We start from the raw sequence: 26,859 nt of genomic DNA on the forward strand, positions 1-26,859 counted from the left end.
GGGAGTTCTTGTTATTGGTCGCACGCGCTTTCGTTATGTCCACTGCGGTGCCGTGGTTGGTGAGAGATATCCTGCTTGTCATTCTCGTTCTCGTTCCCACTATTTCTCGCTCGCAGGCGATGACAAAACCGCCTGGCCTCTGCGGTATCAACTATCCCAGCGATAGGACTGTGCAGTGGGAATGTCGGAAGCTCCGCACCGGCGAATCGCTGGAAAAGCTGTTCGGCGAACTGTGGATCGGCGTGGCTCGCTTTAATCGAATCGACCGGCGCCATGTGCATGCGGGGGTGTCCATCAAAGTTCCGAAGAACATGAAAGACCTCGTGGACTTTCAGCCGATGCCATTCTTCTATCCGCCTGCGGAACCGGAGGAACAGTTCATACTGATCGATCTGTCCGAGCAGTTTCTCGGCGCCTATGAATATGGTGCGCTTCGTTTTGCCGTCCCGATTGCCTCCGGGGAAGCACGAAAGCCGACGCCGGTTGGAGAGTTTCGCCTGACGGCGGCTCATCGTTCGCATCAATCCTGCCTCTATACGATCGAGGGCACCGACAGACCCTATCCCATGAACTACGCCCTCCGGTTTTTTGTCAATCGCGAAGGCGTCTCTTACTGGATTCACGGTCGAGACCTGCCGGGCTATCCCGCATCCCACGGCTGTATCGGCCTCTATGACGAACCGATGCAAAAAGCGCATTACGGCATTCCCGAGGATCCTGAGCTGAACGACGCGAAACGACTGTTCGAGTGGGTTCTTGACAAGGAGATACCCGACAATCGCGTGACCTCTCTTCCCCGCGGCCCGAGGGTCCACATCATCGGCCAGGCGCCGCATACGATAAAGATAAACTAGAGTCTAGAACGCGATTCGCCTCCCACTACATAAGTTGTTTTTTACTCCACTCCGCTCGTAGATGAGAAACGCGTAGCCACCGTATGAAGTGGATTTCTCTTTCCATCCATATGTCATCCCTATGGAAGAGTGTCGATCACAGTCTCGGGCGGATAGAAGAACGGTAATTTGCCGGCCGTTACGGAAGAGGTGGAGCTAAGACGTCATGATCGAGCAAAGCGGGAGGGGGAACTTCAAATGATAATTTCACAAGGTTGAAGAAAGACTTTCAACGGGATTTCGCGTTCCTGATGCCCTTGGACATGTTGGGCACGAATCGCCTTGAGAGCTGGCAATAGCTTTGGCAGAAACGCGGATTCATGGCCGAGCGCGAGCATGAACAGCGTATTGGTGCCGTGAATGGTGTCGGAGCTAAGCACGGTGCCGGTCACGCCGCTCCCTCCCACGCCTGAGATCATTGTGAATCCCTTAAGCCCCAGTTCCTTAAATGGGGTGACGATCTCTTCTTCCAATTTCTTTCCACAGACGATGAGAAGCATCTTCATGATGATCCGCTTGGACGTTGTTCTGTTGTCGGGGCAATCGCTACTTCAGGCTCCCACAGCCTTTGCAATCCATAAAGAAACGCGAGGTTGTGCTCCGAACATATCCAGACGGGGTATGACCGCAGAGACTATGGGTTAAATTCCCTGAATCGCGAACCGATTACCGCCGGCATTATATTGAGCGTTACAAAGCCTACTCGGAGACTCGCTGAATCGTCGAGGCATATCCATCCTCGGAAACATAAACTTTAACCTGGTCTCCGATCGCCACGCGGTCCATCTTGGTTTGATCGTCTACGCGGACACGTGTGGTTTCGCCGCCGCTGTCCTTGATGGACACATACTTCGCCCCGATGTCATGGACTCTGCCGGTGACCGAATCCTGTTTGATTCGTTCTCCCAATGTCGGTGACGCTGCGCGCCGCTCGGACGCCGTCTGGCTGCACCCGAGTGCCCCGGCAGAGAACGCCACCGTCGCCACGATCGCAATGTGTAACAGCGTGATGCCCATAATGCACCTCCTCCAATGTTCTTCACTGATTCTAGTTGGGTGGAGGATAGTTCCATGCTGGGAATCACCCTAGCCGCAGCCCGACCTAAACGTGCGCGAAGCGCTGTACCTTCCGAGGCGCATGCCCCTTCGGCTTTGGTAGGAGCAATGTCCGAATAAGAAATCGCAGCGCCGAGCGAAACTGCTTTCGCGCGCTCCAAGAATCAGGCCGTGAGCACCAATACGGCATACGAGGAGATCCTCATATCCAGTCTGCTTCACGCACAACGATAAAAACAACTTATCGTATCGTCATGCACTATCAATTGGACTGATTCCTTTGCGGAAGTTATCTTGCACTCAAGCAAGCGGAATGATCCGCGACAGAGAAGCAACCACAAGGAGGATATCATGAGCATCAAGAGCATATTGACAGTGGGACTTATGTCGATGATGATCGCAACCGGTGTCATAACCGTGTCCGACAGTTTCGCCTCCGATGCGTATCGGGTGGATGTCATCGATGCACTTCATGCGACGGTCGCGCAGGAAGACAGCGTCAAGGCCGGAGTGGAGTGGACGAGGGTGGACGTGATCGAGAGGATCGGATCTCAAGGTGTTGCCTACCCCTACAGCCGACCGATGAGCCACTGATGCTTTGTCGAGACGACTGACCGAGGATGGACTCCGTCCTTCCTCGGTCACTTCGAAATCGAGGCGGAGCGTTACTGCAAAGCGGAGAGAAGAAGGAACCTCATGCGAACAGATCTATATCTAAAACAAGAGGAGACGCTATGAACGATGAGAAGAAACTGACTACTGCCGCCGGATGTCCGGTCACCGACAACCAGAATGTGGTGACCGCCGGGCCACGCGGCCCACAACTATTGCAGGATGTGTGGTTCCTGGAAAAACTCGCGCATTTCGATCGTGAAGTGATCCCCGAGCGCCGCATGCATGCGAAGGGCTCCGGCGCCTATGGCACGTTTACGGTGACACAGGACATCACCCAGTACACACGTGCGAAGATCTTTAGTCAGGTCGGAAAGAAGACCGAGCTGTTCGCCCGCTTCACCACGGTCGCGGGTGAGCGCGGCGCCGCCGACGCCGAGCGCGATATCCGAGGCTTTGCCCTAAAATTCTACACCGAGGAAGGCAACTGGGATCTGGTCGGCAACAACACGCCCGTGTTCTTCCTGCGCGATCCTCTCAAATTTCCCGACCTCAATCACGCGGTCAAGCGAGACCCGCGCACCAACCTCCGTAGCGCGAAGAACAACTGGGATTTCTGGACCTCGCTGCCTGAAGCCCTGCATCAGATTACGATCGTCATGAGCGATCGCGGCATCCCGGCGACTTACCGTCATATGCACGGCTTCGGGAGCCATACCTTCAGTTTCATCAACGCCAAGCGCGAACGCCACTGGGTCAAGTTCCACTTCAAGTGCCAACAGGGCATCAAAAACTTGACCGATACTGAGGCCGCGACGTTGATCGGCAAGGACCGCGAAAGCCACCAACGTGACCTCTACGAGAGTATTGAGAAAGGCGACTATCCCAAGTGGACGCTCCAGGTGCAGATCATGCCGGAAGCCGACGCTTCAAAGGTGCCCTATCATCCCTTCGATCTGACCAAAGTGTGGCCGCACAGGGATTATCCCCTCATTGAGGTCGGCGTGATGGAACTCAACCGCAACCCCGAAAACTTCTTCGCCGAGGTCGAACAGTCCGCGTTCAACCCGGCGAATGTCGTGCCGGGCATCGGCTTCTCACCCGACAAGATGTTGCAGGGTCGTCTCTTCAGCTATGGCGACGCGCAGCGCTACCGACTCGGTGTGAATCACCATTTGATCCCGGTGAACGCTCCACGGTGTCCGGCTCACAGCTACCACCGAGACGGCGCGATGCGTGTAGACGGTAATCATGGGGGCACCCTCGGTTATGAGCCGAACAGCTCCGGTGAATGGAAAGAGCAACCGGATTTCCGCGAGCCAGCGCTCGGCTTGGAGGGCAGCGCAGACCATTGGAACCACCGAGAAGACACAGACTACTTCTCGCAGCCCGGCGCGCTGTTCCGGTTAATGACGACCGCCCAGCAGCAACTGCTGTTTGAAAACACGGCTCGTTCCATCGGTGCGGCGCCTCGAGACATCCAGATACGCCATATCCGCCACTGCCTCAAGGCCGATCCGGCGTATGGCAAAGGCATTGCCGATGCCTTGGGTATTGCGTTGACGGAAGTGTCCGCTTAGGACAATTGCCGCGTAGAACCGGGAGGCGGGGGATCGAATTGTCCCCCCGCCGCTGTCAATCCAGGGACTTCTGGAAGCGGGTCACGCTAATCGCCAACATGGCCGTGCCTAGGAGGCTCATGGCGACCATCTGCGGCCAGAGCACGTCCAAGCCCACGCCTTTTAGATAGATGCCCCGCAGCACTTCCAGAAAATAGCGCAACGGATTCAGATAGGTGAGTGTTTGCATCCAATCCGGCATACTGCTAATGGGTGTGCCGAAGCCGGAGAACATAATGGCCGGCATGTTGAAGAAAAATCCCGATACCATCGCTTGCTGCTGGGTCTTAGAAATAGTGGAGATGAAGAGTCCGATCCCCAACATGCATAGGATGAACAATACGGCGCCGATCGCGAGGACGCCAATGCTTCCACGGAATGGCACACCGAACCAGAGGGTACCCACCAGCGAGATCAGAGTGGTGTCGAGCAGTCCGATCAGAAAGAAGGGGACGGTCTTGCCGAGAATGAACTCCATGCGGCCGATGGGTGTGACCATAATCTGTTCGAGCGTGCCGATTTCCCGCTCGCGGACCACGGCAAACGCTGTCAGGCTCACGACCATGACCAAAATCAAATTGCCGATCACACCGGGCACGAAAAACCACTGACTGTCGAAATTCACGTTGTACAACGGACGCCGCTCGAGAACGATCGAAGGAATTTGCGATGAAGCATAGGGCGATGTGCGGAGAAGATGTGCCTGTTGAAACTCTTGAGCGAATCGGGCCGCGATTTGGTTGATATAGCCGACGGCAATGAGAGCCGTATTCGAATTACTGCTGTCCACGATCACTTGAAGCCGCGCCGTCTGCCCTTTCCCGAGGTCTTGAGCAAAGCCTGCGTTGATCTGGAGGGCCACCGTGACCTCTCCGCGATCGATCCAATCTCGAATCTGCTGACGATCGTTCAGGTATGCCCGAACATCGAAGTAGGGACTTGCGGTAAAACGGGACACGAGATCGCGGCTCACTTGGCTATGATCGTAATCCAACACCGCGGTGGGAATGTGGTGGACGTCCAAGGTTGCGGCGTAGCCGAAGATGAGCATCTGAATAATGGGAGGCGCGAACAAAAGCGTGCGGGTGCGTTTGTCCCGAAAGACTTGGATGAACTCTTTGATCAACATGCCACGAAGGCGTCCCAACATGTGCATCCTAGGCCAGCTTTTTGTGAAACGCCCGCGTGGCCAAGAGTGTCAAGAGTGCGGCAAAGAGGGCCAAGGCGAGCAGATCATCCAGAAGATATACGAGCGGCGATCCCTTGAGAAAGACATCGCGAATGACTGACATGAAATAGCGCGCAGGGATCACATGCGTGATGACCCGGATCACGGTCGGCATTTGATCGATAGGATAGAGAAACCCCGACAACAGAAAGGCCGGCAGGAACGTGGCAATCAAGGCCGCTTGACTGGCAGCCAGTTGAGACTTGGCCACGACCGACACGGCGTATCCCAGAGCGAGGACGACGAGTAAAAACAGAGTGCAGCTCAGGACAAACACGCCCCATTGCCCGCGAAACGGCACCTCGAACCACCAGATCGCCAAACCGGCGCAGAGCATGGTATCGATGAGCCCGATCGCAAAATACGGCACGAGCTTGCCGACCATCAGTTCGATAGGCGTGACCGGTGTCGACACCAGCTGTTCCATGGTGCCGCGCTCCCATTCCCGAGCGATGGTCAACGAAGTGAGAAATGAGCCGATCACGGCCATGATGATAGCAACGACTCCAGGGACGATATTGGCGGTGCTTTCAAGGTTTTCGTTGAACCAGGTTCTCGTGTCGATCCTCAAAGGAGGTGGCATGACGTCCTGCCCGTGGCGTTGAACCCAGTCCAAACGGAGTCGCTGGTTATACGCCTGAACGATGGATTCGCTGTAGCTGAGACTGATATTGGCGGTGTTGTTGTCGGTGGCATCGACCAGGGCTTGGATGCCTACGGATCCGCCGGTATTCAATCGCTCAGAGAAATCCGTGGGTATGACGATGGCAAGCCGGCAGGCTCCGGCGTCGAGCGCGTCGATCAGCGCCGGATAACTGTCCACGGCCTTGATGACGGAGAAATACTCCGAGGCTTGAAAATGCTTCAGAAAGTCCTGACTTTGCTGACTTCCCTCACGGTCGTACACATAGACCGGAATGTGTTGGACGTCGAAACGTACGCCATAGCCGAACGCCAGCATCAGCAGCAGCGGCATGGCCACCGTGATCAGCAGACTGGGAAGATCGCGCCGAATCTGGAGCGTTTCCTTACGCATGATGGCGAGGAGTCGATGGCAGCGCATTAGCTCCTGTGCGCGCTCAATTGCGCGGTCAATGAAACGAACACGTCTTCCAAGCTTGGACGAATCGGCTCGATCCTTGATACAGCGACGCCTTGTCCGGACAAAACAGCGCGAAGATGGGGGATCGCAGTCTGGGCGTGCTGAACCACAACGTGCAAGGCGTTGCCGAACACAGCCAGGTCCCGAATATCCGGAACGTGCTGGAGCGCATCGAGCGCCCGGCCCAGCGGATCGCATTCGATCAGCAGCAGTTCGCCGGTCATGGTCTGTTGTTTCAACTCGCTCGGCGATCCGGAAGCCACGATCCTACCGTGAAAAATCAGAATGAGCCGGTTGCAGTACTCAGCCTCGTCCATGTAATGCGTAGTGACGAGTACGGTCACTCCGTCGGCCGCCATGGCATGGATCAGTTCCCAGAATTGACGGCGTGAGATCGGATCGACCCCGGATGTCGGCTCGTCCAAGAAAAGAATCGGCGGGCGATGGAGCACGGCGCAGCCCAAGGCGAGCCGCTGTTTCCATCCACTGGGTAAGGTGCCGGTCACCGTCGATTCCCGTCCGACCAACCCGGCCATCTCCAGTACCCACGCCTCCCGCTCCTTGAACATCGCCGCGGGCACATCGTACATGCTGCCGAAAAAGCGAATGTTTTCGATGACCCGCAGATCGTTGTAGAGCGAAAACTTTTGCGACATGTACCCGATGTGGCGACGCACCTGTTCCGCCTCCCGTGCCACATCGTAACCAGCCACCAAGGCCTGTCCTGCGGTTGGACGAAGCAGGCCGCACAGCATACGGATCGTCGTGGATTTTCCGGCGCCGTTTGGACCCAAGAAGCCCACCACCTCTCCCGCACGTGCCTCCAGATTGATGTGGTCCACCGCCACGAAGTCCCCGAAGCGTTTGACGAGATCGCGGACACTTACCGCGGTCGTATGGAGATCCGTCATGGGGTCTCTCCGCTGCTTGTCGATGTAACAGCAACGAACAAGTCTTCGATGGTGGGTTTCACGACTTCCAGCCGGTCGAACGACAGATGTGCGGCCCGAAGTGCCGCTCGAAGCTCGGGAATTCGGCGTGTGGCGTCATCCACTACAAGACGGACGCCGTCGCCGACAAGCCATGCATGAAGGACACCGTCTGCACCGACAAGGGCGGTCCGAATGCGGCGGGCGTCATCTGATACAACCGACAGCATGGTCCCGCGCAGGTGGGTCTTCAATTCCGCAGGCGTTTCGCAATACAGCATGTGCCCTTGGTGCAGCAACGCCACGCGATGGCATCGTTCGGCTTCATCGAGGTAGGAGGTCGACATCACAATGGCAATCCCTTCGGCAAGCAGCGAATACAGGATACGCCAGAAATCTCGACGCGAAACCGGGTCGACACCGTTGGTCGGTTCGTCGAGCAGGATCACCTGCGGGCGGTGGATGAGGGCACAGACGAGTCCGAGCTTTTGTTTCATGCCCCCTGAAAGCTTACCTGCCAAGCGGTTCGTAAAAGGACACATGCCGGCGGCGTCGAGCAAGCGTTGAGAACGCTCGACCCGTTCCGGGCGAGACACGCCGAAGACGTCTGCGTAGAAGCGAATATTTTCCTTGACGGTCAAGTCCTCATAAAGCCCGAAGCGCTGTGGCATGTAACTGAGGCGGGCTTTTGCCGCTTCCGGATCATGGATAATGTCGGCTCCGGCGACAGTGGCCGATCCGCCGTCCGGTGTGAGGACACCGGCTAACATTCGTAACGCCGTGGTCTTCCCGGCTCCGTCGGGGCCGACCAGCCCGAAGATCTCACCGGCCTGCACCTCGAACGTGAGACGGTCTACAGCCGTGATACCCGAAAAGCGTTTCGTCAAATCTGTGACGGCGACGGTCGGAGGCATACGTCATTATTTCGGTGGAGCGTCGATGGTCGCTTCAGCCGGCATTCCGGGCTTGAGCTCACGGTTCTGGTTGTCCAGGTTGATCTTGATGCGATAGACGAGGGTGACTCGTTCTTTGTAGGTCTCGACGCTTTTCGGCGTGAATTCAGCTTGGGATGCAATAAACGAGATGCGGCCGTGGTACTTCTTGTCGGGATAGGTGTCCGTGCGAACGGTGGCCGGTTGATCCCACTGAATTCGACCCAGATCCGTCTCGTTGATATAGCCTCGCATCCAGAGGCGGTCGACATCGGCGATCGAGACGACCGGCGTTCCACGAGAGACAACTTCGCCGAGCTCTGCCTGCCGCACGAGGACCACTCCGGAGATCGGCGCCGAGAGCACGGTATAAGACAAGTTCACGCCGGCCATCTCCAAGTATTCCTGGGCCAGCTGGAGATTGGCTTGTCGCACAGCAATTTCCTCCTTGCGCGTGCCCTCGACAATCTCGTCCTGATTTTCCTTGAGGCGTCGATATGTCGCTTCTGCCCGCTTCATCAGCGTTTCCGCGCTGTCGACATCTTCTTGCGACACGGCTTGCTCATCGAGCAGGGCTCGGCGTCGGCGGAATTCTGCACGTTTGAGTTCGAGATCCGATTGCGCGTCGATCACAGATTGTTTCACCGCTTGGATCTGCTGCTTCCGGTTTCCGGCCAAGGCCAACTTCAGCTCAGCTTCTCGCGTTCGTACGGTCGCCTCGTCCACGCTCACTTGCTGGCGGTAATCTTCGTCATCGAGGCGCGCCAGCAGGTCTCCCTTGTTGACATGCTGGCCCTCTTGAACGGGCAACTCTACGATACGACCCGGCACCTTGAAGCTGACCACGCTCTCATGCGCCTCAATATTGCCTGCAACTCTGAGGGTATGGTCTGCCTCGCGTTCGGACAAGGAGCGCACATAGAGATACCCCCCGGTGATCACCGTTCCTGCCGCAAGAAGTATGATCAGGATTCGTTTCATCATCCAATTGTCGAGTCAGATTGTTCGCAGCGGTCTGGCTTTCTCCGTGGTCAAGCCTTCGAGGACTACCCGCATGATGGCGGTAAAGATGGTTTTGGGGGTGGAACCCAGCTCTTCTATTTTTGATGGATTCATCACGGCCTGCACCGCACCGAGCAGAATGTCGATCGCCAGCTTGGGCGGAATGTCCTGACGGATGATCCCCGCGCGACGACCTTCCAGGAACACTTTTCCGAAATGACGCTGAATCAGGTCCCGCCTCCGGCTTTCCACCACCGCAAACAAATCCGGCATCTCGCGGCGAATGTCGCGCAAGAACGGCGGTCGGATCTCCTCCATGTGTCCTTGCACACATTCGAGCAGACGACGGAGTGCCCTGAGGCAATCTGAGGAGGACGTGAGTGTGATACGACTCAGATCGGCATCAACGTCCCTGAACTTTTCAAGGATCACGGCTTCCACAAGAGCCGTCTTGCTCGGAAAGCCGGCGTAGAGCGTCTTTTTGCTGATGGCCATCTCGTGGGCAAGATCATCCATGGTGACGCCCCGAAACCCATGAGCCAAGAAATGCCGACGGGATTCCAGAATGATGCGTTGACGGAAGGCCATTTTAGTGGACGACGGCCTAAAACGCGGCATGAAGGATTGCTTAGGCATACACCAAGGAAACTGTAACAGTATTCTGAGTTTCCAATCAATGCGAATAACCCTGAGACGGCGTGAGAATAGACGAGGTCAGCAAATGACCATTCAAACACAGTGAACTAAGATACTCACGAGTTTCAGGGACAGGGGTTATGGTCTGCTATTCGTTGATCAGACTATGGTTTTCCGATGATCATCGGCTTGCCTGGATTCTCCTCCCCTTCACTCCACTCCGCCACCGCCTGCGCCATTTCTTCCAATCGCTGCGCAGCGCGACCGAAGACGCTGTCGAACGGGTAAGAGCCATCAAGCCCCCGTTCCCCCGCAGCGCTGCCGGTGAGCAGCTCTAGGGCTTCTTCCATCGTATTTACGGCATATACGGTGAAGTGGGCTGATTCCACGGCCTCCACGACCTCGTGCCGAAGCGCCAGGTGTTTCGTGTTTCGAGAGGGGATGATCACGCCCTGCTTTCCCGTCAAGCCCTTGCGTGAGCAGGACTCAAAGAATCCTTCGATCTTTTCGTTTACGCCGCCGATCGGCTGGATTTCACCCAATTGGTTGACGGAACCGGTGACGGCGAGCCATTGATGGATCGGCAGATCGGCGAGGCTGGAGAGAATGGCGGCGAGCTCGGCCACAGCGGCGCTGTCGCCCTCCACTTCCGAGTAGGTCTGCTCGAATGTCAACGAAGCACTGACCGCGAAAGGGTGAGTGCCGGCAAATTTCCCGGCAAGGTAGCCGGCCAATGTCAGGACACCCTTGCTGTGGATCATTCCGGCAAGTTCCGCCTCTCGCTGGATATCGATGACGCCCTTTGTCCCGACATAGGTTCGGGCCGTGATGCGCGTGGGACGGCCGAACGCATAGTCTCCGAGCTGATGGACTGAGAGACCGTTGACCTGGCCGACGACGTCGCCGTCCAAATCGACCATCAACGTGCCTTCTTTGATCTCATCCTGAATCCAGTGTTCCGCCAGATTCGAGCGATATCGCTTGTGGGTGACGGCGGCATCGACGTCGGCCCGAGTGACGAACGAATGTCCTTCTTTCCTTGCCCAGTAGCCGGCTTCGCGGATCAGATCACTTACCAGGCTGAACCGCAACGACAGCCGGTCGTGTCGATCTGCAAAACGGAGCCCTTGCCGGATGATTTCGGCCACGGCATCGGCTCCGAAATGCGGCAGTCCCTCTTCACGGCAGAGTTTGGCGATGAATCTGGCATATTGACGGTCCTGCCGCTCGCTTCTCACCACTTCGGTGTCGAAGTCCACTTTCACCTTGAACAGTTTGCCGAAATCTTCCTCATAGGCCTGGAGCAAGTGGTACAGGATGGGCGGCCCGACCATGATGACCTTGACATTCACCGGGACAGGTTGCGGCCTAAGCCCCGCCGTCGAGAATCCGTAGAATTCACTGGGGTCCTCAATTTTCACCTCGCCGGTCTTGATCACGCGCTTTAACGCATCCCACGAGAAAGGTTGGCGCAGCATGTCCAAGGCGTTCACGATCAAGTAGCCACCGTTGGCCAGCAGGACGGCGCCCGCACGGATCTCCGTGAAGTCGGTGTACATTACGCCCATGTGAGCCCGCCGTTCGATCTTCCCGATGAGATTTGTATAGGTCGGGTGTGATTCGTCGATAACGGGGGCGCCTTCCGTCGGGTCGTGCTGCACGATGAGATTGACGAGGAAGCGCGACATGTCGGGTCGTTTGAATTCCACTCCGGGTATGGCAATAGTGGGGCCTTCGCGCGGCAGAAAATCTTTGTAGTGGTGGACGATGTCGTTACGAACATGCTCTAAGAATGTCGAGACCTCCGTCATCTCTTGGTAGGCCTGTCGCATGATTTCATAACGGCCTTCCAAGACATTCATGACCAATTGGCGGTCCAGGTGGTGCCGCTGGTGTTCGGCGTCTTTCTCGAGGCCGTGGATGCGGATGTGGAATTCGCGGATCTCACCTTCTAGGGCCTTACGCCGTTCATTCAAGTCCCGTTGGTCCTCCTCGGTCATGGCCGTCATGTCGGCGTCTGTCATGGGGTGGCCGGCCTTGAGCGGGACAATCCCGAAACCCACCGAGGTTTCCTCAAAGCCGAACCCACGAGTACGGGTGAGTTCCTCCAATTCATGGAAGAGCGCTTTTTTCTTCGCGTCGATCTCGTCGTGTACCTTGGCTTTGGAATCGAGATAGTTCTTACTTTCAAATGCCAAGGGAATGTCGCGCCGCAATCCTTCGATGAATCCCGCCATCTCTTGCTTGAACGAGGCACCCTGTCCCGCCGGAAGAGCGAGACAGGTCGGTCGAGAAGGATCTTGGAAAGTATTCACGTAGCACCAGTCTGGTGGTGCAGGAGCGCCCAGAGCCATCCGCTTGACCATCTGCCGAACGAGCGTGCCCTTTCCCGTGCCGACAGGACCCGATACGTAGAGATTGAACCCTGGGCTCTTCATGTGCAGCCCGAATTCCAGCGCCTCAACAGCCCGTTCCTGCCCGATGATTTCAGTGAGGGGCTCCAGTTCGCCCGTATCCTCGAACCCGAGTTGTCCCGAGTCGATCACGGGGGCGAGCATCGACGTTGGCACTTTGAACTTCTCCATCGTCATGAGGACACTCTTGTCGTCATGGGAGGCGGGAGGGTCACGACGGTCGCCTGTAGGCCCTTCTTTCCTTGCTCTTCGCAGAAGAGGACCTCGATGCCATCCTCCAGTTGGCCGAAGGCGACCCTCTGCAGCGCATTCGCATGAAAATAGACCTCGCCGCCTCCTTCTTTCAGGATGAAGCCGTATTGCTCCTTGGGAAAGAGCTTGCAGATCACACCGCGATGAGGCGGCACCGGTGACAGTCGAATCTCGGTCTTCGCACGTTTTTCTCGATACTTGCGGAGTTCGATGCTCACGGCATGAAACGCAGAGCGCATGGCCTCCTCGAAAGTCTTGTCTTCCTTTCGGGCCGTCATGGTATGACGTCCGGGCAGGGTGACCACGACCAGTGCCTCCGCCACGTTCGCAAGTTTCTTGTGATGCCGATTCTTAGTCAACGTCACTCGGCCGTGAATCAAATCCTCGTGCCCCCGTTGGAGGTCTTCCATACGGGCTTCAATCTCGGTCTTCCAGCGGGGGGTCATTGCGACATTGCGGCTTTCAATCTCAAGTTTCATAGCGCCTCCACATCCAGACAATTCCGTCCCTTTCATCAAGCGGAGTCAGCAAACGATGTGCCGACTTGAGACGGGTTGGACGGTATGGGCAAATCAGCGGGCGCAGATATTTCCTGATCCCCGAGCTTTCCCAGCGGCTCCAACATGGTGCATTTTTCCACAGTGACCTGTTCATCGGTGGAGCCCAACGCGCCAGTATGCCTGCATTCAGCGACCTTCTCGAGGGTTCGAAAGAGCTATGTCGGGAACGTGAATTGCGATGGCTCTCAGCATGCCGGTGTTGAGGAAGTCAGCCTTGGAACGTTACCTACAGGCCCGCTTTGGCCCAAAGGTCAGCTTGCTGTCCTATGGAGTGATCGGCAAAGAGAGCTCCAAGGGAGAACAGAAGCGTTATGGGTACGGTACACCGGTCAAATTGACGTTCCAAATCGGACGTCGGGTCCAGTCCGCCGTACTTGAAACCATGAAGCCCGGCCCGTTTGGGCACGAACATATGGCTGATCGCGGACAAGCCATGTTGTGGGACTACGATTCGTATGGACGCCTGCCGCGCCATGTGAAGGCCCTGGATGTGGGCGCATTCGATGCCAAACAGGCGCTCTTTTCCATCGCCGAGGCGCGTGAAGTTTTTGTGTTGAACGAATGGACCGACGGCGTGAGTTATCATGGGGATCTTGCGCGGCTGGCGACAGGCAAAAGGCTGCGTAAGTTGGATCGCCAACGCACCGTCGCGTTGGCACGTTACTTGGCCCGCATCCATGCAAAGAAACGGCGTGACGCGGATCTATATAAGCGTCGGCTGCGTGAATTGATCGGTCACGGCGAATGCATCATGGGACTGACCGACAGCTATCCGGCGCGCTGTGGCTTTATCACGGGCGATCTGCTGCGAACGGTGGAGGACGCGTGCAATCGTTGGCGTTGGCGCCTTCGCGAAAACACCAATCGACTTTCTCAGGTTCACGGGGATTTCCATCCGTACAATGTGCTGTTCCGCGCGGGGACGGATTTTGCTGTGTTGGATCGCTCACGGGGAGAATGGGGCGAACCGGCCGACGACATCACTGCGATGACGATCAATTATCTGCTGAACTCACTGATCAGCTGGGGCAAGCTCCGGGGACCGTTCGAAGTTCTCTTCCGGTTGTTCTGGGACACCTACATGGAAGCCAGCGGCGACGAGGAGATCACTGAAACGGCGGCGCCGTTCTTCGCCTTTCGCGGCCTGGTCGTGGCCAGCCCGCTCTGGTATCCCAATTTGTCGATGGACGTCAGACGAAGCCTCTTTCGCTTCATTGAAAATGTTCTCGATGTACCGCGATTTGAGCCGGAACGGGTGAATGAGTACTGCCAGGGATGATGAGGTCTCGGCCAATAGCCCACGGAATTAACACGCGAAGACGGGCCGACGGCTGATTGTCGATCGCGGGGTCATGTGTATGAATAGAATGCCAGGCGTTGCCATCTGGCTCACCGGCCTGCCCGCGTCCGGAAAGAGCACCATTGCGGCCGCACTGAAGCCGAGGCTGGAAGAAATCCGTTCCGTCGAAGTATTCGAATCGGATGCCGTCCGGCGAATCTTGACACCTCATCCAACCTACAGTGGCGGAGAACGAGATCTGTTCTATCGTGCACTCGCGTTCATGGGTGCGAAACTGGTCTCGCATGGTGTGACGGTGATCTTCGATGCGACAGCCAACCGGCGGGCCTATCGGGATTTTGCCAGGAGTCTGATCCCGAGGTTCATCGAGGTGGCCGTGGAATGTCCGTTGGAACTGGCGAGGCAGCGTGACTACAAGGGAACCTATCGGCGCGGGCAGCGAGGCGAATCGGCGACCGTTCCAGGATTACAGGATCCCTACGAGGCACCACTGAGTCCGGAAGTGCACATTGATACGACGAAGGTCTCAGCGACAGAAGCAGCGGAGAGAATTATGGAGGTTGTCAGGAACACCGTGCTCTCATAAACCAATAGCCTCAGCAGGGCTCCTCAAACGAGGTACCGTACAAACCACCTTCCTGCATGTTCCGCCACCTGTTCCAAGGTCCCAGGCTCCTCGAACAGGTGTGTTGCCCCGGGGATGATGACCAATTTCTTTTCACAGGTCAGCCAATCATACGCTGCCTGGTTCATGTCAATGACCGGTTCATCGTGGCCTCCGACGATCAACAAGGTCGGAGCGGCGACCGACGGCAGATAAGATTTAGCCAGGTCCGGTCGTCCCCCTCGTGACACGACGGCCCTGATGTTCGACGGATTTCGCGCTGCGGCTTGCAGGGCTGCTCCGGCGCCGGTGCTGGCTCCAAAATAGCCGATTCCCGTGTTCTTCGTCCGTGGTTCCTCGACCAGCCAGCCTTTCGCCAGCAGGAGTCTGTCTGCCAGCAGATTGATATCAAACACCTTGCGCCGATCGTCCGCTTCCTCTTCAGTCAACAAATCGAGCAGGAGCGTGCCGAGTCCATCTTGCTGCAGTCGTCGGGCGACGAAGTTGTTGCGAGGGCTGAACCGCCCGCTCCCGCTCCCGTGTGCAAAGATGACCACCCCGCGTGCGACGGTCGGCAGGCCGAGGATACCCTCCAGAACAAGTTTCCCTTTCGTGACCTGTACATTGTGTTCATGTGGGGCCGTCATGGCTTAGTCCGCTTCTTTGCAGCATTGCAGGGAGCCGGACGGCTGAGCGCCGGCGGCAGTTTGGTCTGGTCATCGACGCAGGCGGCATTGAGTTGTGACTGTGTGAGACCGATGACCGAGGAGAGGTTAGCGCCCCTGAAGTTCGCGTGACGCAAGTCCGCGGAGTCCAGCCGAGCCTCGCTCAAATCGGCTCCGGCGAGGACGGCATCGTGAAGGTTCACGTCTTGGAGATTCGCGTGAGCCAAATTTGCATCGGTGAAGCTCGCTCTGCTCAGATCTGCTCCGACGAAATTGGCCGATTCCAGGTTGGCCCTGTTGAACTGAGCGTGACGGAGGGAAGATTTTGGAGCGTAGATCTCGCTCAAATCGCCGTTCGTGAAGTTGACGCTCAATCCCTTGGCTCCGATAAAGACCGCGCGGTTGATGTGGGCGTCGCGGAAATCGGCTTCATCGAGGGTGGCGTGATACAGAATGGCCATCCGGAGTTTTGCGGAGCTCACGCGCGCCCTGACCAGATTGGCTTCTTCCATGTTGGCGCCCTCTAGGTCGGTATTATGCAGGTCTGCGTCATACAAACTGGCGTATCGCAGGTCGGCACCGCGAAGAATGGCATCCTTCAGGTTGGCCTCGCGCAAGTTTGCCTCGTCCAGGTAGGCGCTTTCTAAGTCGGCTTCGATGAGATGGGTCCGATCGAGTTGCGTATGGTCCAGCAGCGCACCCTGAAGGCTGGCCCGATAGAGATTGGCGTTGGTCAGGACAGCACGACGCAGGTCGGCGCCCGATAGATCAGCATTCACCAGGACGGCGTCTTTCAGCGTCGCTCCGTAAAAATGGGCTTCGACGAAGTTGCTGTCGGTCAAGTCGGCAGCCGTGAGATCGGCCCCCTCCAGCTGAGCCCGCTCGAATGTCGACTCGTGCATCGTCGCGCCGATGAAGACGGCGTCAAAGAGAGCGGCTTCATCGCCGATGGCGCGAAAGAGATTCGCGCCCGCGAGTCGGGCACGACGCAGATCGGCTCCGGAGAGGTTACTGTCCTCAAGGATGGCTTTGGTGAGGTCGGCCCCCTCAAGACTCGCCTGAATCAGAGTGGCCTGAGACAGGTTCGCTTGACGTAAGATGGTGCCTTCAAGGTCCGCCCGTTCGAGATTCGCCCCCGCGAGTAATGCTCGGCTGAGGTCGGCTTGGCAGAGCTCGGCGCGTTTGGCATTCGCGTTGCCTCGATATTCCACCCATCGTTCGTGCGAACGCACGAGGGCATGCAGCGTCTTCGCTGGAATGGATTTCTTCTTGTAGAGACTCTTGCAAGGAGGACCCACGAACGATTTGGTGCTGGAAGCCGATGGGCCGGCCGCTCCCGCCCAGGTGGCGGCAAATCCGATGAGTATGATGATTCCCATAAAGACGGTCGGTATAGCGGGGCGCGTCATCTTGTGCTCCTTCGGTGTTAAATATTGCGGTCAACTGCCTGGGCCAGGCTCTGCAACGCCGAAGAGATCCGAACGTCATAGGCCGACACCATCTCAAGGGCTCGTAACGATTCAGGAAGTTGCTCCAGCTGCGTTGCTGCATGGCGGCGCACCTCGGCCAAGCCTGGTGATGCGGCAAGAGGGCGGCCCTCCTTCATGACCGGTTGGAGGAGCGGTTCGCCGGACAGTTGATCATCGTGTGTCGTGAGGAAGTCGTGGGTCAAACGCCCATTGCCCGAATAGTACCGGTAGACTTGTTTGCGGCCGGGCCAGGTGGCCTTGCCTTCTGATCGTTTGCGGCAGGGACGGCCCGCATATTCTTGGAGTTTGTAGGCGCAGTCCAGTGAGGGGGCATCAGATGAGGTGGTCATCGCCGTGCCGACGGCGAGGCTATCGATCGGCGCACCGCTTTGGACGAAATCCCTCACGCGGTATTCATCGAGGTTTCCGCTGGCAAGGATCTGTACATGAGCCAAACCGCCTTCGTCCAAGATACGTCGAACTTTTTGAGCATGGTCGGCGAGATCTCCGCTGTCGAGTCGGACGCCCTTCACCGTAATCCCCTTGCCTTTGAGCATTGGAGCCAGCGAGACGACTTTGTGCGCGGCAGCTTCGGTATCATAGGTGTCGATCAAGAGAACGACGTTCTCCGGTTGTGCCTGGGCATAGTGCTCGAAGGCGTCGACCTCAACTTCGTGAGCCTGGACGAACGAATGGGCCATCGTGCCGTACAGAGGAATGCCAAACGCCATGCCGGCCAATACGGTCGCCGTTCCGGCGAAGCCGGCCACGTAGCTGGCTCGCGCGGCCAGGAGACCGGCTTCGGCGCCATGCGCGCGGCGCAGCCCAAAATCGATGAGCGGCTTTCCTTCTGCCGCCAGCACCGAACGTGCCGCCTTGGAGGCCACCATGGTCTGAAAGTTCAGCAGGTTTATGACACGGCTTTCGACGAGCTGGGCCAGTGGGAGCGATGCGACGATTCTGAGGATGGGCTCAGGAGGGAAGAACAGGGTTCCTTCGGGCATGGCTTCCACATCCCCGGTGAATCGCAGGGCTTCCAGGTAATGAAGGAACCTCCGGCTACACTGCCCCGATTGATCAAGCCAGGCAAGTTCTTCCTGCGTCACGCGCAGCGTTGAGAGGTAATCCAACACCTGTTCAAGACCGGCGGCCACCAAGAAGTTCCGGTGGGCGGGGAGTTTACGGACGAAGAGCTCGAACACAGCCGGCTTGTCCATCCCCTGTTCCAGGTACGCTTGAGCCATCGTGAGCTCATACAGATCGGTCAGCAGGACGCTGGTCGAAGGCTTCATGCTTCGAGCATCTCCCATCGAACGGGCACAGCTCCCAGGCTGATCATCACCTTCTCTGCGAGATGACCGTCGTCAGGCTGGAGGTTGACCGCCTTGATCCCGTCCATCAGCAAGCAAACGTCATAGCCCAGTGTCCGAGCATTCTTCACCGAGTGCAAGACACAATAGTCGGTCGCCAATCCGCCGATGAAGAGGCGCTGCACGTGGAGGGCTCGTAGATGACGATCCAAACTGGTGTTGTGGAAGGCTGAATAGGCTTCTTGATCTCGGTCGATGGCTTTGTAAATGATGACCGCCGATGACGGTGTAACAAACGACGACGGTGGTAACGCGCCGGGGGAACCTGCCACACAATGCGTCGGCCACGGGCCTCCTTGGGACACGAAAGAGCAATGGTCCGGCGGATGCCAGTCGCGCGTCAGGAAAATCGAAAGACCGCAAGCTGCAAATCGGCAGACATAATGCTCCAGGATCGGAATAATTTCATCGCCGTCTCTGATGCCGAGCGCCCCTCGTGGAAGAAAATCCTTCTGGATATCCGTAAGGAGCAACGCATCAGAGGGCGTGAGGGAGATGGTTGTAGGAGTCATCGCGAAATTGGAGGATCTCATGAATCGATAAACCGGTCATAGTGCCTACTGCGACAGAAGGCGAATGTGCGCGACGACGTCCTGCATTTCTCCGTCGGTGAGCTGGCCGCGCCACGAATGCATCGGACTGAAGACAACGCCATGCTCGATGGTTCGCAGTAATTCTTCATCGGATTTCAGAAACGACCGGAATCGCTGAAAATCGGCTGGTGGCACTTTCAAGGGGGCGGCGTCAGGACCGTCGCCTCGACCGGTCGGGCCATGACAGTTCTGACAGTGACGTTCGTACACTGCTTTTCCGCGCGCGATGTCTGGAGGATAGTCTTGGGCATCCACAGGGGAGGCTGCCGGACCGTTCACCATGCAGAATCCGAGGAGCGCTGCCGCGAGCAATCGATGCCGTATGAACCGCCGCGTCGTTGTAAGCATGGTGCTAACTTTTCTTTGTGGTGTGAGCGATGAACGGGCTGAAAAGTTGTTGCAGCTTCTTGCTTCCGCACGCCAGGCATGTCACCTCGCCGCGCTCATGCTCTTTCAGCGTCACGACGATCCGTGATTCTTTCCCACAATCGAGACATTTGTAGTCGTACATCGGCATGGTGCGACCCTTTCGACAATCAGCCGAAAATCATGAGCGGATAGATCCCCTGGTGCAACAGAGCGTGTGAAACGCTGCCGAGCACCATACGGGTGAGGCCGCGGCGCGCTCGGGATCCCGTGAGAATAAGGTCTGGATTCAAGGCCCTGGCTTCCTGAAGAATTCCATCAACGGGTGTGCCTAATGTGGCAGACACGTGGGTCGAGTAGCCTGACGCTCCGAGCTTGGCGGCTGTCTCGTCGAGAAAGTCTTTTGCCTTGCGGAGGGAATGGGTTTCCATGTGCTCAGCTGAAACGGCATCCACTGGCCAGGGAGGCCTGGTATGGGGAAGGACAGTGAACAAGGTTATCATGGGTGGGTCGCGAAAGGGCTTCTGTTGAAGGAAGGCTAGGGCATGGTCTGCGTCATAGGTTCCTTGTAGGGGAAGCAGTATTCGATGAAGCGTCTTCAAGGGACCGGGAAGAATCAGCTTCGCACCCGGTCCAAAGGTCAGCACTCGATGGGAGACGCTTCCAATGAGCCGTTCCTTGATCGGTCCAAGACCCCTGGTACCTAAAAGAATCAGATCCACCTTCAGCTGATCCGCTAGTGTGACGATCTGATCCGCCGGAGATCCGACGACCAGATGCTTTGTGACTGGCCCAACATCCAATGGGAGTAATGACATAATGCGATCCAGTAAACGAGTCCCGTCATCGCGCATATTTCGCTCGACCGTCTCGTAGAGTTCTTGCGCCACCTCCGGCATCATCATGGGATAGGCCGGACTGGGGACATCGAGTACGTGCACAATGTGCAGTTCCTCGGCGCGCGCCAGGTAGTTGAGGGACCGGACCGCTTCATACGAATGGTCGGAACCGTCGACAGTGAGCAATATTTTCATGGAGTCACCTTCAGTCTGTAGGCTTCCTGACCTGTTTCAGCAGTCGGCACTCTCCTCTTTCGGGTTTGATCTCACCGGCACTCCGAGGGACAGAAGAAGACAAAATAGATCACGATCGCGATAGCCAATCCCACGGCTCCAAGCAAAAGGCGTTGCGCGCGCGTCATCGCTCTCCTCCTGAAGATGACCTTCAGCAAGTCCAATGCCGCTCCATAACATCCCGAAGTGCTGGGCTGGACGCAGTGAAGGAGGACGGGCTTTCCAGGGAATGGCGCCTTCTGCTACAGCGGGCGAACAACCGTTGTAGCAGAGATCCTCTTCTCAGAAGGCGGAACGTTTGGCTGAGGGCGAGAATGAGAATGACAGATTCGCGGGTTCTTCAATCATCAGCATTCGTCCCACCATATCGTGGATGGCATCACCTTTGCTCCCTCAAGAGGACGAGATACTGACGATGAGTGGGGAACTATTCTTGTTGAGTGTGGAGGCCGCGTGAGCCTGGCTGAAGCAATGCCAAGAATTCTCTTTGCGACGGATGGGTCTCCGGGAGCAGCGGAAGCGGAGGCCTATGCGGTCTCTCTGGCCCAATCATGGCCGGCTACCCTGACCGTCATGCATGTGTTGGAATTTCTACCTGGGCTCGACTCTGAGAGTCCCGTCAATCGGTTGTATTTGGGTGAGATGACGAAGCGGGCCACGGACGAACTGGCCGAGTTGAAAGCACGGGCTACCGATCACGGGATCTCGGTTCAGACCAGGATGACGAGGGGCATCCCGAGTGAAGGAGTACTTGCGGCGGCAAGCGCCGAGGATACGGATCTGATTGTCGTGGGTACGAGAGGGAAGACCGGCCTGGCACATGTCCTGCTGGGTAGTACGGCGGAACGAATCATCCGGGCGGCACCCTGCCCGGTGCTGGCTGTGCGCGCCGAAGGAACTGGGGGGGAGCCGGCTGACCAGAGCCGACGCGATCATGCGGGTCTCCACCGGCTTCTGGTGCCGATCGATTTTTCAGACTGCTCACTCGACGCGCTGGAGTATGGAGCCATGGTTGCTCAACGACTGAAAGCTTCCGTGAAAATTCTTCACGTGTTGGAGCCGGTTTCATACGGATTGGATTTCACTCTTTCTCATGTGGAAACACGGGAATCAATCAAGACCGTGTTCACGAAGCGGTTATCGGACGTCGTCTCCGCACTCACTTCCGCTGGCCTCGTGTCCGACTTCCTCATCGTGGGTGGACTACCGGCTGATTCAATTCTTGATGCGGCGACGGCCCAAGGCATTGATGTAATTGTCATGGGGACTCATGGACGCCGTGGGTTGTCTCGTACGTTATTCGGCAGTGTCACGGAGTCCGTCCTTCGGAGATCCTCTTGCCCTGTGCTGACCGTCAGGAGCCCGAAGTTTCGGCCGGGCCATCGCCGTGTCCTTTCCAGGGAGTCACCAACGGACGTTTAGACGTTTAATTGAGGAGCGAGTTATGCAAAAGGCAACGAAGAAAACCAGCAAAGGGAGCAGACGATCCTCTTCTGTAGTAAAGAAGGCCGTGAAGCCCATCGAATTGCCGGATGGAATGTGGGAACGGATCTCGCACAAAGCCTATGAGCTCTGGGAGGAGCGGGGCCGTCAAGAAGGGGGCGCTCTCCGAGATTGGCTCGATGCGGAGGAAATCGTCATGACAGAAATCCATGAAGCGCGTGAATGAGCAGCCGGCCGGGTTCTGGAGCCCGCGGCCTCCGTCTCTCGATGCAGTCCTCGCGCGTTTGGAAGCGCTCTCTCTCGAGCCGGAATTTAGATTGCAGCGGGAACTGGCGTTCGCGCGGGCGCTGAAGCCCTATCTGCAAGGGGGAACAGGCAGGCTTGTTCCGCTACTTGAGCAGGAAACAGAACTGGCGAGTCTCTACCTGTTCTGCGATTTCTATCCGGAAGACGGGCAGCTGACACTTATCGAACAGCTGCGGGACGTCATCACCGAGCATATCCCCAATGAAGAACGGCAGTGGCTCGATCCGTTGAAACATTCGCATCTCGACGTGCTGAAACCGACCTCGACACCGACGCCTGGCGAAGATCTCGTGCTGCGATCGCTTGCCGATGGGATGAGAGTGGTGTTGCCTGGAGAGGGATTCGTCAAGGAGTTTGCGATGGACCGTCCGTTGCTCACCCGGGTTATTCATGATCCGAACACACAGGAACCCGACAAGGCAGTCTGGGCTGGAGGCGGAATCGCCCTGTCACAGGCGGATGCTGAAGCATTGCTCAATATGACGTCCGAATGGCGTCGAGAAATGGAAATAACCACCGGATCCTTTGCGCTGGGGGAGTGGAAGGAGTTTGCCAAGCGCTTCGGCTATATGATTCTCTGGGCGTTCGCGCAGCGGCGCCTGGATGCCGTGGTGGACGCGGTCGTCCACATCGGCTATCGCGATTCTGGCGGCCGACCGTATCTGTATGCCGTCGCGCTCTACGACCATCATGCGTATCGATTGTTCGCTGAAACGTTGTCCTCCATGAGCGAGTTTGAATCGGAAAAGCCATTGCTTCCAGTTGAAGCGCAGGCGGGCATCGGTAGAACCGTTCCCTTGACACGAACGTGGGTTCAGCGGGACACGACTGGGGTTCCCGCATTCATTGTGGCGAAACTGACGCTGACCTCTTCGCAGCTCATCGTGGAATGCAACAGTCCGGAACGACTTGACCAGATCAAGCATCGACTTGCGGCCTCATTTGGATTTTCACTGCATTTCCGAGGTGAGACGCTGGTGCTACCCGCTCGGCAACTGTCGGTAGCCGAGCTCCTATCTGGTGAGCCGCCAACGCTGGTCGTGACACGGGAAGAAGACAACATGCTGCTCAATCAGTTTCTTGAGAAAGCCTACCTTGAATGGTCGGATCAGCCTCATCTCGCGCTCGGCGGGCAAACCCCGCGACATGCGGCCGCAATTCCCACCATGCGTGGCGTGGTCGCTGCGTTGATCGATGAAATGGCTCAGCATGATCCGGGTCTTTGGCGGTTGGGCAAGCCGGCGTTCAATTACAATCGTCTTCGCGCACATGTTGGATTGGAAGAAAAGCCTGAATGATCCGCCTTCGCTATGCGAAGGGCGGTATCCATGACGCCAAGCCTGCGTCATGGTTCATCAATGTGTCGCGCTGTCCCTCTGGGCCGGCCCGCTTGCCATCACAAGGGGATGGAGTATACAACCATGCCGCAGGTCATCAAGAAGTAGGAGGGCCGATGGGAAGTAGTCTAAGGAGAAGCAGATGACAGAGCAGCGTCCGACCGTCGGCATTCTGATCGGTGGAGGGCCGGCTCCTGGGATCAATAGTGTGATCAGCGCGGCAACGATCTGCAGCACTCTTGGAGGCTCCGATGTGCTCGGGCTGATCGATGGATTCAAATGGCTCATGGAAGGGAGTACGGGACAAGTACGGCCGCTCTCGATCGAGGATGTCAGCCGGATCCATTTTCGAGGCGGGTCTTTTCTGGGTACGTCACGTGCGAACCCGACGAAAACTGCGGAGCATCTCGACAACGTATTGTTTTCTCTGAAGCGCCTGGGCATCACGCGTTTGATGACGATCGGCGGGGACGATACTGCGTTTTCGGCCATGAAGTTGGAGGAGCGATCCGGCGGTCAACTTCAAGTCATCCACGTCCCCAAGACGATCGACAACGATCTGGATCTTCCCCATGGGATTCCCACATTCGGGTTTCAGACGGCCCGTCACGTCGGTGTCGAGATCGTGAAGAACTTGATGGTGGATGCCCGCACCACGACACACTGGTACCTGGTGGTGACCATGGGGCGCAAGGCCGGGCATCTTGCATTAGGGATCGGAAAGGCAGCCGGTGCCACGCTCACGATTATTCCTGAGGAGTTTCGAGAGAGGCCGGTGAGACTTCAACGAGTCGTCGATCTCTTGATCGGGACGATGATTAAGCGGCTGGAACACGGTCAGGCCGACGGGGTGGTGGTGCTGGCCGAGGGACTGATCGAAATTCTCGATCCTCGTGATCTTGGAGGGTTGGAGTATGTCGAACGAGACGAGCATGGTCATTTGCGGTTGAACGAAGTGGATGTCGGCAGTGTCTTGCGGCGTGAACTGACGAAACAGCTCCATGCGCTGGGACTTTCTTTTGCTGTCGTGGCAAAGAACGTGGGCTATGAACTCCGTTGCGCGGATCCGATTCCCTACGACATCGAATACACGCGTGACCTCGGGTATTGTGCCGCTCAATATCTGCTCGACGGCGGGACATCAGCGATGGTGTCGATCCAGAATGGACGGTTCGTCCCGATTCCGTTCAGGCAGATGGTGGACTCCGCGACAGGACGGACCAGAGTCAGGATGGTGGATGTCGATTCGCAGTCCTATCAAATCGCCCGACAATACATGATTCGGCTTACACCGGACGACTTGAGCAATCCAGACACATTGGGGCGATATAGCGACTTGTCCGGCCTCTCGGCAGCGGCGTTTCGAGAACGGTTCGCCGCAGTCCTCTGAGCGAGTTGGACACATCTCGTCGAACAAAAGGATATGAAAACATGAAGGTTCTCGCGGCAACTGATGGATCGAAGTTCGGCACGTGGGCGATCAAATGGGTGGCAGAGATACCGTTCCTCGTTCAGCCTGTCGTGCATGCGCTGCATGTCGTCGATGTGGCGAGCCTTCGGGCTCCTTTTATGATTCAACCGATGATCGTCGGTACCGAACGATATCTTCAGTCGGAAGTGAAGCGGATAGAGACAACAGCCAAGTCCACCAAGAAGGAATCGGAAGAGTTATTGTCCACGCTCGGTCTAGAGGGAACGGTTACGGTGGATAGAGGCGGCGTGGCGGAGACGATTCTCAAGCATGCGCGGCGCGGTGTAGGACTGTTGTCGATCGGGTCACGGGGTTTGGATGCTCTTGATCGCTTCATGCTGGGCAGTATCTCAAATCACGCCATCCACCATGCGCCATGTTCTGTACTGGTGGTGAAAGAGAATCCCCGGCCTGTCCGACATGTGGTCCTGGCGATCGACGGGTCGGCAGCGTCGGATAAGGCGGCCAAGTTTCTAATGCGTCATGTCAATCCGACGCCCGATGGCCCGGATCGGGAACCGGTGCTGGTGACCGTTGTGCACGCGATAGCCTATTTGAGGTATCCAGAAGTAAAGGAAGCCGGGAAAGCTCTGGTGCGGCGCTGTGGAGATAAGCTCGCGAAAACAGGCTTCCAGATACACGAAGTCTTGAGACTTGGGAAGCCGGCGGACGAGATTCTGACAGTGGCCACCAAGAACAAGGCCGACCTTATTGTCACCGGAGCCAAGGGGTTGGGCGCAATCCGCCGCGTGGTGCTCGGCAGCGTATCCACTCGTGTGGTTCAACATGCCCACTGTGGGGTGCTTGTGGTCCGCTGACACCGGAAGTAGGAGATGCAGGAACGGCCGACGAAACAGACTTGACGGGAAAGAGGAAAGCGCAATAGACTAACTCCTACCGGCAGCAGGGAGAGGGGGGAGTATGGCAGCCATGACGGCATTGATAAAGATCGATCAAGACTCGCTCCCTGATCGTTTGGTGACTGGGCTTTCGAAAATCGGTTTGGCGATGAAGAGCCGAACCTGGAGAAGGAAGGGACGGCAGGGTATTGGCCCGTTGCAAATTCAAGTGCTGACGTTTCTCCGTTCTCGACCGAATCATTCGGCGACCGTCTCGACGATTGCCCGAGAACTCTCCGTCAAACTGCCCACTGCCTCAGAAGTCATTCGAACGCTTGAACACAAACGGTTGGTTCGCCGGCGTCGCCGAGAAGTCGACAACCGCGTCGTGACCGTTCATCTGACCGCGCTCGGGGCAAAAGCAGGTCACGTGGAAAACCGATGGCCCGAGATTCTTGCGTCTGCCGCCGGGAATCTATCGGCGCAAGAGCAGGTCGCCCTTCTCACCACACTCGTGAAGCTGATTCGCGCGCTCCAACTGCAGGGAGAAATCCCGGTCGCGCGTATGTGCGTTTCTTGCGAACACTTCCGCCCGCATGTCTATGCGGAATCGGCCCAACCTCATCATTGTGACTTCTACAACGTTGCGTTTGGAGATCAGGCGTTCCGCCTCGATTGTCCCGAGTATGTGGAATCGTCAGCAGCAGAAACCTCAAACAATGGCGCCGACTCTCACAATGATGCGAGGGTCAACCAAGCTGCTCAGATATGAGCGTGGACTGACGACA

The 26,859-nt window shown here is 57.1% G+C and carries 28 protein-coding genes; 11 read left to right on the top strand and 17 right to left on the bottom strand.

The genetic code is table 11. The annotated features are described in order from the left end of the window. The first annotated feature begins 119 nt into the window (after positions 1-119). Positions 120-854 (top strand): L,D-transpeptidase, encoded by a 735-nt coding sequence (locus H8K03_13010; protein UVT22474.1) that lies wholly within the window; start codon positions 120-122, stop codon positions 852-854. 233 nt (positions 855-1,087) lie between these two features. Here H8K03_13010 and H8K03_13015 read toward each other — a convergent pair whose 3' ends face one another. Together H8K03_13015 and H8K03_13020 are read right to left on the bottom strand one after the other, a co-directional pair. Continuing rightward, positions 1,088-1,399 carry a hypothetical protein gene (locus H8K03_13015; GenBank protein UVT18740.1) on the bottom strand — a complete coding sequence of 104 codons (312 nt, stop codon included), beginning with the start codon at positions 1,397-1,399 and terminating at the stop codon, positions 1,088-1,090. A gap of 193 nt (positions 1,400-1,592) precedes the next feature. Continuing rightward, positions 1,593-1,910 (bottom strand): hypothetical protein, encoded by a 318-nt coding sequence (locus H8K03_13020; protein ID UVT18741.1) that lies wholly within the window; start codon positions 1,908-1,910, stop codon positions 1,593-1,595. 390 nt (positions 1,911-2,300) lie between these two features. On the opposite strand from H8K03_13020, the gene H8K03_13025 reads away from it, so the two are divergent. Together H8K03_13025 and H8K03_13030 are read left to right on the top strand one after the other, a co-directional pair. After that, a complete protein-coding gene (locus tag H8K03_13025; GenBank protein UVT18742.1) occupies positions 2,301-2,543 on the top strand; it encodes a hypothetical protein in 243 nt (80 codons plus the stop codon). A 140-nt stretch (positions 2,544-2,683) separates the two neighbouring features. After that, a complete protein-coding gene (locus H8K03_13030; GenBank protein UVT18743.1) occupies positions 2,684-4,141 on the top strand; it encodes a catalase in 1,458 nt (485 codons plus the stop codon). Positions 4,142-4,196: 55 nt separating this feature from the next. Here H8K03_13030 and H8K03_13035 read toward each other — a convergent pair whose 3' ends face one another. The 8 genes from H8K03_13035 to H8K03_13070 form a co-directional block, all read right to left on the bottom strand. Continuing rightward, positions 4,197-5,330 carry an ABC transporter permease gene (locus H8K03_13035; GenBank protein ID UVT18744.1) on the bottom strand — a complete coding sequence of 378 codons (1,134 nt, stop codon included), beginning with the start codon at positions 5,328-5,330 and terminating at the stop codon, positions 4,197-4,199. Positions 5,331-5,337: 7 nt separating this feature from the next. Next, positions 5,338-6,471 (bottom strand): ABC transporter permease, encoded by a 1,134-nt coding sequence (locus H8K03_13040; protein ID UVT18745.1) that lies wholly within the window; start codon positions 6,469-6,471, stop codon positions 5,338-5,340. Next, a complete protein-coding gene (locus H8K03_13045) occupies positions 6,471-7,421 on the bottom strand; it encodes an ABC transporter ATP-binding protein (GenBank protein UVT18746.1) in 951 nt (316 codons plus the stop codon). Before H8K03_13045 ends, H8K03_13040 begins: the two co-directional genes overlap by 1 nt. Then, positions 7,418-8,353, bottom strand: coding sequence for an ABC transporter ATP-binding protein (locus H8K03_13050; protein UVT18747.1), 936 nt, complete (start codon positions 8,351-8,353; stop codon positions 7,418-7,420). The genes H8K03_13045 and H8K03_13050 overlap by 4 nt, the downstream gene beginning before the upstream one ends. Positions 8,354-8,359: 6 nt before the next feature. Continuing rightward, the gene (locus H8K03_13055) at positions 8,360-9,355 is read right to left on the bottom strand and encodes an efflux RND transporter periplasmic adaptor subunit (GenBank protein ID UVT18748.1); all 996 of its coding nucleotides are present in this window, start codon (positions 9,353-9,355) and stop codon (positions 8,360-8,362) included. A 12-nt stretch (positions 9,356-9,367) separates the two neighbouring features. After that, the gene (locus H8K03_13060; GenBank protein UVT18749.1) at positions 9,368-9,991 is read right to left on the bottom strand and encodes a TetR/AcrR family transcriptional regulator; all 624 of its coding nucleotides are present in this window, start codon (positions 9,989-9,991) and stop codon (positions 9,368-9,370) included. A 182-nt stretch (positions 9,992-10,173) separates the two neighbouring features. After that, entirely contained in the window at positions 10,174-12,600 is a 2,427-nt protein-coding gene (locus H8K03_13065) for an AAA family ATPase (GenBank protein ID UVT18750.1), read from the bottom strand. Continuing rightward, positions 12,597-13,154: an HPF/RaiA family ribosome-associated protein gene (locus H8K03_13070; GenBank protein ID UVT18751.1), complete on the bottom strand. Its 558-nt coding sequence runs from the start codon at positions 13,152-13,154 to the stop codon at positions 12,597-12,599. Before H8K03_13070 ends, H8K03_13065 begins: the two co-directional genes overlap by 4 nt. Before the next feature lie 295 nt (positions 13,155-13,449). Here H8K03_13070 and H8K03_13075 point away from each other — a divergent pair, with 295 nt between their 5' ends. Continuing rightward, the gene (locus tag H8K03_13075; protein UVT18752.1) at positions 13,450-14,514 is read left to right on the top strand and encodes a phosphotransferase; all 1,065 of its coding nucleotides are present in this window, start codon (positions 13,450-13,452) and stop codon (positions 14,512-14,514) included. An 88-nt stretch (positions 14,515-14,602) separates the two neighbouring features. Further along, entirely contained in the window at positions 14,603-15,121 is a 519-nt protein-coding gene (locus H8K03_13080; protein ID UVT22475.1) for an adenylyl-sulfate kinase, read from the top strand. 23 nt (positions 15,122-15,144) lie between these two features. Here H8K03_13080 and H8K03_13085 read toward each other — a convergent pair whose 3' ends face one another. Genes H8K03_13085 through H8K03_13115 form a run of 7 tightly spaced genes read right to left on the bottom strand, consistent with a single transcriptional unit; the run spans position 15,145 to position 20,636 of the window. Further along, positions 15,145-15,786 carry a dienelactone hydrolase family protein gene (locus H8K03_13085; protein UVT18753.1) on the bottom strand — a complete coding sequence of 214 codons (642 nt, stop codon included), beginning with the start codon at positions 15,784-15,786 and terminating at the stop codon, positions 15,145-15,147. Further along, positions 15,783-17,213, bottom strand: coding sequence for a pentapeptide repeat-containing protein (locus H8K03_13090; protein UVT18754.1), 1,431 nt, complete (start codon positions 17,211-17,213; stop codon positions 15,783-15,785). The genes H8K03_13085 and H8K03_13090 overlap by 4 nt, the downstream gene beginning before the upstream one ends. A 17-nt stretch (positions 17,214-17,230) precedes the next feature. Next, positions 17,231-18,565: a nicotinate phosphoribosyltransferase gene (locus H8K03_13095; protein ID UVT18755.1), complete on the bottom strand. Its 1,335-nt coding sequence runs from the start codon at positions 18,563-18,565 to the stop codon at positions 17,231-17,233. Further along, on the bottom strand, positions 18,562-19,155 hold the full coding sequence (locus tag H8K03_13100) for an isochorismatase family protein (GenBank protein UVT22476.1): 594 nt from the start codon (positions 19,153-19,155) through the stop codon (positions 18,562-18,564). Before H8K03_13100 ends, H8K03_13095 begins: the two co-directional genes overlap by 4 nt. Before the next feature lie 45 nt (positions 19,156-19,200). After that, on the bottom strand, positions 19,201-19,584 hold the full coding sequence (locus tag H8K03_13105; protein ID UVT18756.1) for a cytochrome c: 384 nt from the start codon (positions 19,582-19,584) through the stop codon (positions 19,201-19,203). Positions 19,585-19,588: 4 nt separating this feature from the next. After that, a complete protein-coding gene (locus H8K03_13110) occupies positions 19,589-19,753 on the bottom strand; it encodes a zinc ribbon domain-containing protein (GenBank protein ID UVT18757.1) in 165 nt (54 codons plus the stop codon). A gap of 19 nt (positions 19,754-19,772) precedes the next feature. Further along, the gene (locus H8K03_13115; protein ID UVT18758.1) at positions 19,773-20,636 is read right to left on the bottom strand and encodes a universal stress protein; all 864 of its coding nucleotides are present in this window, start codon (positions 20,634-20,636) and stop codon (positions 19,773-19,775) included. Positions 20,637-21,128: 492 nt separating this feature from the next. Between H8K03_13115 and H8K03_13120 the strand changes: the two genes are divergently transcribed. The 6 genes from H8K03_13120 (at position 21,129) to H8K03_13145 (ending at position 26,843) form a co-directional block, all read left to right on the top strand. Beyond that, the gene (locus H8K03_13120) at positions 21,129-22,097 is read left to right on the top strand and encodes a universal stress protein (GenBank protein ID UVT18759.1); all 969 of its coding nucleotides are present in this window, start codon (positions 21,129-21,131) and stop codon (positions 22,095-22,097) included. A gap of 22 nt (positions 22,098-22,119) precedes the next feature. After that, the gene (locus H8K03_13125; protein ID UVT18760.1) at positions 22,120-22,344 is read left to right on the top strand and encodes a DUF2934 domain-containing protein; all 225 of its coding nucleotides are present in this window, start codon (positions 22,120-22,122) and stop codon (positions 22,342-22,344) included. Next, a complete protein-coding gene (locus H8K03_13130) occupies positions 22,328-23,722 on the top strand; it encodes a hypothetical protein (protein ID UVT18761.1) in 1,395 nt (464 codons plus the stop codon). Before H8K03_13125 ends, H8K03_13130 begins: the two co-directional genes overlap by 17 nt. Before the next feature lie 181 nt (positions 23,723-23,903). Next, a complete protein-coding gene (locus H8K03_13135) occupies positions 23,904-25,151 on the top strand; it encodes a 6-phosphofructokinase (protein ID UVT18762.1) in 1,248 nt (415 codons plus the stop codon). Between the two features lie 41 nt (positions 25,152-25,192). After that, the gene (locus H8K03_13140) at positions 25,193-26,050 is read left to right on the top strand and encodes a universal stress protein (protein ID UVT18763.1); all 858 of its coding nucleotides are present in this window, start codon (positions 25,193-25,195) and stop codon (positions 26,048-26,050) included. Between the two features lie 103 nt (positions 26,051-26,153). Beyond that, positions 26,154-26,843 carry a winged helix-turn-helix transcriptional regulator gene (locus H8K03_13145; GenBank protein UVT18764.1) on the top strand — a complete coding sequence of 230 codons (690 nt, stop codon included), beginning with the start codon at positions 26,154-26,156 and terminating at the stop codon, positions 26,841-26,843. Positions 26,844-26,859: the final 16 nt, after the last annotated feature.

Source organism: Nitrospira sp. (assembly GCA_024760545.1).
Classification (GTDB): domain Bacteria; phylum Nitrospirota; class Nitrospiria; order Nitrospirales; family Nitrospiraceae; genus Nitrospira_D.

Bases quoted from the DNA above. Each gene is read 5' to 3' on its own strand.
- H8K03_13010 (UVT22474.1), top strand. From the start codon at position 120: ATGACAAAACCGCCTGGCCTCTGCGGTATCAACTATCCCAGCGATAGG.
- H8K03_13015 (UVT18740.1), bottom strand. From the start codon at position 1,399: ATGAAGATGCTTCTCATCGTCTGTGGAAAGAAATTGGAAGAAGAGATC.
- H8K03_13020 (UVT18741.1), bottom strand. From the start codon at position 1,910: ATGGGCATCACGCTGTTACACATTGCGATCGTGGCGACGGTGGCGTTC.
- H8K03_13025 (UVT18742.1), top strand. From the start codon at position 2,301: ATGAGCATCAAGAGCATATTGACAGTGGGACTTATGTCGATGATGATC.
- H8K03_13030 (UVT18743.1), top strand. From the start codon at position 2,684: ATGAACGATGAGAAGAAACTGACTACTGCCGCCGGATGTCCGGTCACC.
- H8K03_13035 (UVT18744.1), bottom strand. From the start codon at position 5,330: ATGTTGGGACGCCTTCGTGGCATGTTGATCAAAGAGTTCATCCAAGTC.
- H8K03_13040 (UVT18745.1), bottom strand. From the start codon at position 6,471: ATGCGCTGCCATCGACTCCTCGCCATCATGCGTAAGGAAACGCTCCAG.
- H8K03_13045 (UVT18746.1), bottom strand. From the start codon at position 7,421: ATGACGGATCTCCATACGACCGCGGTAAGTGTCCGCGATCTCGTCAAA.
- H8K03_13050 (UVT18747.1), bottom strand. From the start codon at position 8,353: ATGCCTCCGACCGTCGCCGTCACAGATTTGACGAAACGCTTTTCGGGT.
- H8K03_13055 (UVT18748.1), bottom strand. From the start codon at position 9,355: ATGATGAAACGAATCCTGATCATACTTCTTGCGGCAGGAACGGTGATC.
- H8K03_13060 (UVT18749.1), bottom strand. From the start codon at position 9,991: ATGCCGCGTTTTAGGCCGTCGTCCACTAAAATGGCCTTCCGTCAACGC.
- H8K03_13065 (UVT18750.1), bottom strand. From the start codon at position 12,600: ATGACGATGGAGAAGTTCAAAGTGCCAACGTCGATGCTCGCCCCCGTG.
- H8K03_13070 (UVT18751.1), bottom strand. From the start codon at position 13,154: ATGAAACTTGAGATTGAAAGCCGCAATGTCGCAATGACCCCCCGCTGG.
- H8K03_13080 (UVT22475.1), top strand. From the start codon at position 14,603: ATGCCAGGCGTTGCCATCTGGCTCACCGGCCTGCCCGCGTCCGGAAAG.
- H8K03_13085 (UVT18753.1), bottom strand. From the start codon at position 15,786: ATGACGGCCCCACATGAACACAATGTACAGGTCACGAAAGGGAAACTT.
- H8K03_13090 (UVT18754.1), bottom strand. From the start codon at position 17,213: ATGACGCGCCCCGCTATACCGACCGTCTTTATGGGAATCATCATACTC.
- H8K03_13095 (UVT18755.1), bottom strand. From the start codon at position 18,565: ATGAAGCCTTCGACCAGCGTCCTGCTGACCGATCTGTATGAGCTCACG.
- H8K03_13100 (UVT22476.1), bottom strand. From the start codon at position 19,155: ATGACTCCTACAACCATCTCCCTCACGCCCTCTGATGCGTTGCTCCTT.
- H8K03_13105 (UVT18756.1), bottom strand. From the start codon at position 19,584: ATGCTTACAACGACGCGGCGGTTCATACGGCATCGATTGCTCGCGGCA.
- H8K03_13110 (UVT18757.1), bottom strand. From the start codon at position 19,753: ATGCCGATGTACGACTACAAATGTCTCGATTGTGGGAAAGAATCACGG.
- H8K03_13115 (UVT18758.1), bottom strand. From the start codon at position 20,636: ATGAAAATATTGCTCACTGTCGACGGTTCCGACCATTCGTATGAAGCG.
- H8K03_13125 (UVT18760.1), top strand. From the start codon at position 22,120: ATGCAAAAGGCAACGAAGAAAACCAGCAAAGGGAGCAGACGATCCTCT.
- H8K03_13130 (UVT18761.1), top strand. From the start codon at position 22,328: ATGAAGCGCGTGAATGAGCAGCCGGCCGGGTTCTGGAGCCCGCGGCCT.
- H8K03_13135 (UVT18762.1), top strand. From the start codon at position 23,904: ATGACAGAGCAGCGTCCGACCGTCGGCATTCTGATCGGTGGAGGGCCG.
- H8K03_13140 (UVT18763.1), top strand. From the start codon at position 25,193: ATGAAGGTTCTCGCGGCAACTGATGGATCGAAGTTCGGCACGTGGGCG.
- H8K03_13145 (UVT18764.1), top strand. From the start codon at position 26,154: ATGGCAGCCATGACGGCATTGATAAAGATCGATCAAGACTCGCTCCCT.